Annotated in this window: 3 protein-coding genes and 1 pseudogene; 2 read left to right on the top strand and 2 right to left on the bottom strand. The window is 68.8% G+C overall.

What is annotated here, in order from left to right; genetic code table 11:
- The first annotated feature begins 213 nt into the window (after window positions 1-213).
- Window positions 214-828 carry an IS66 family transposase zinc-finger binding domain-containing protein gene (locus U9980_RS23420; RefSeq protein ID WP_322769912.1) on the top strand — a complete coding sequence of 205 codons (615 nt, stop codon included), beginning with the start codon at window positions 214-216 and terminating at the stop codon, window positions 826-828.
- A 93-nt stretch (window positions 829-921) separates the two neighbouring features.
- Here U9980_RS23420 and U9980_RS23415 read toward each other — a convergent pair.
- A pseudogene (locus U9980_RS23415) lies at window positions 922-1438 on the bottom strand (integrase); the annotation flags it as partial.
- A gap of 151 nt (window positions 1439-1589) precedes the next feature.
- Complete coding sequence (locus tag U9980_RS23410; protein ID WP_322769911.1) at window positions 1590-1967, bottom strand: nuclear transport factor 2 family protein; 378 nt, start codon at window positions 1965-1967, stop codon at window positions 1590-1592.
- A 94-nt stretch (window positions 1968-2061) separates the two neighbouring features.
- On the opposite strand from U9980_RS23410, the gene U9980_RS23405 reads away from it, so the two are divergent.
- Entirely contained in the window at window positions 2062-2532 is a 471-nt protein-coding gene (locus U9980_RS23405; RefSeq protein WP_322769910.1) for a helix-turn-helix domain-containing protein, read from the top strand.
- The last annotated feature ends 35 nt before the right edge of the window (window positions 2533-2567 follow it).

Raw genomic sequence — 2567 nt, 5'->3', positions numbered from 1 at the left:
GTGGCGAGGTGCGTGCCCCAGCCCCGCGACGCCGCGTCCCCCTATTGCCGGTCGCTCTAAGTCTGGAACTCGAACGCGTCTTCCTCGGCGAGTCGCGGCGCGGCCAAACCCGTCGCGCGATCCGCCTCGACTTTTCCGATCCCACAACGCAGGATCCGGAACTCTACCTACTCAGCCTCCGCGCCGGGTTCGGGATGCCCCTCGACGCTGGCGATGGTCGATACCCTGACCCGGACGCTGGTCCACGAGCCGCCGGCGTGCCGGGGCTGTGGGGACGGCTTGCTGCTCGCGCCGGTCACCGGGAGGGAGCGGCGGCAGGTCGTGGACCTGCCGCCAGTCGCCCCGGTCGTCATCGAGCACCAGCTCGTCGAGCGGGAGTGCGCCTGCTGCGGCACCCGGACAAAGGCGGACGCGCCCGCCGGGGTGGACACCCCGGTGCAGTACGGCCCCGGCGTCGAGGCGCGGGTCCTCTCCCTCTACGGCGGCCAGTTCCTCGCGAAGGACCGCGCCGCGGACGCGATGCGCGAGCTGTACGGCGTCGCGGTCTCGCCAGGCACCGTCGTGGCGATGCTTGCCCGTGCCGCCGCCCGGCTCGCCGAACAGTTCCTCCCGCAGGTCCGTGACCTGCTTGCCGCGGCGCCGGTGCTCGGGGTCGACGAGACCGGGCTGCGGGTCGCGAAGAATCGCGATGCTCGACCTTCCGGCCTTCCCGTTGCCTGTAGCCCGTGGATGGATCACCGGCCTTGGGCTTCCCTCCGGGCTTCACACCCCGTGCATGGAGTGCACACACGACGCATGCCAGAGGCAGGGACGGGCTTTGAGCACTAACCCGGATTTGAGCACTAACCCGGAGCCGAATCGTCGACCACGTCGACCCTCCTTTCGTTCGGCTCACTCACACATAGCGACTTCGCGTCGCACGAGGTGGAAGAAGTCGGTGGCCAACAGCCCCACGGCCTGGGTCCGTATGAAGGTACGCCAGGTCGGGTCGGCATGGCGGCGCGGCGCCGGGCCGAGTCCCGCATCGGCGAGGATGCGACGTACCGTGCCCGCGCCGATCCGATGGCCCGGCCCGAGCAGTTCTCCCTGGATGCGACGGTGCCCCAGGTGGGGTTGTCTCGGGCTAGGCGGATCACCCGCGCCCGGAGGTCATCATTCACCGGCGGGCGACCTGCCCGGTACGGGTAGGTCCGCCGACGGCGGACCAGGCGGCGATGCCAGGCCAGCAGGGTCGCCGGAGTTACGAGCCGGTGCGACCGGACCTCGCGGGGCAGGTGTCGGGTCAACGCGGCCAGGACCGCGCGATGGGCCAGGTGAACCGGGGACGTCTGACCTGGCGGCGCAGTACCGCGACCTCGTGGCGCAGCACCAGCAGTTCCGCCGTCCTCGCAGTGTCGCTGCGAGTCAGCAGCACAAGCCAGCCGAACACCCGCACCATGACCAACGATCATCCACCACTGTCGCCAGCAGCGAAACCGCAGGTCAACAGCCCGAAACTGAGTTCTGGCACCGTACAAGCTGCCGCTGGCGGCCTTGAAAGCATCATGATCTTGTCCGCGGCGTCCGGTCCCAACTCCGCCCACCTGGCTTCATCCTCGCCGCGCCGGCATCAGGGCGTGGAACGGTGCGGTGTCGAACACGACGCGACCGCTGGCGAGCTGACCAGCGCGCACGGTGTGCCACTCGCTCATGACCACACTGCCCGAGCCGGCCAGGGTGCTCAGGTCGACCTCGTAGATCGAGCAGACCTCGTGACCGTCCTGCCACTGACGCAGCAGCCGGTGGCCCCGGACCACCGGACGCAGCCCCTGCGCCCCGCTCAGGAACCCGTCGCGGCCCTCCACGCTTAGGAACGGGCCCTGGAACGAGAAGTCCACGGCGAGTATGGCTGCGGCCCGGGTGAAGTCACCGGAGTAGAAGCTGGCCAGGTACTCGTTGACAACATCGATTGGTGTGCTGTGTTCCATGGCTATGCGCTTTCCTCCCGGGCAGGCTTGCATGACGCTAGCAGGATAGAGCAAAGCACTAGCGTCATGCAAATGCCCCGGGTATCGTGGTCCCATGCTCGGTCGCACCTACGAGGCCCAGAACTGCTCCGCCGCCCGCGCTCTGGAGGTCGTCGGCGAACGATGGAGCCTGCTGATCATCCGGGACGCCCTGTTCCGCGGCATCACCCGGTTCACCGACTTCCAACGCAGCCTCGGCGTGGCGCCCAACATTCTGGCCAACCGCCTGGACGGCTTCGTTGCCGCCGAACTGATGGCCCAGCACCAGTACGGCCCATCCGCACAGCAGCGCGAGTACCTACCCACGGACAAGGGCCGCGCGCTGCAGCCCGTCATCATCGCCCTGACCGCCTGGGGCGATCGATGGTACGCACCGCAGGGACCGCCCATCGATTTCATCCATACCCACTGCGGCACTGCGGTCCGCCAAGACACCCACTGCCCCGCCTGTGGCACCACACTCAGCCCACAAGACGTCCGCGTCGAACCCGGTCCCGGCGGTCGCCACCGCGCCGCGCTCGCCTGACCCGAGACCACTGCGGAACACGCTGACATCACAAC

The sequence above is a fragment of the Protofrankia sp. Cr1 genome, from assembly GCF_963555865.1.
Lineage (GTDB): Bacteria > Actinomycetota > Actinomycetes > Frankiales > Frankiaceae > Protofrankia.
Note: the sequence above shows the minus strand (reverse complement) of the source record. Positions and strands in the feature narration are given on the sequence as shown.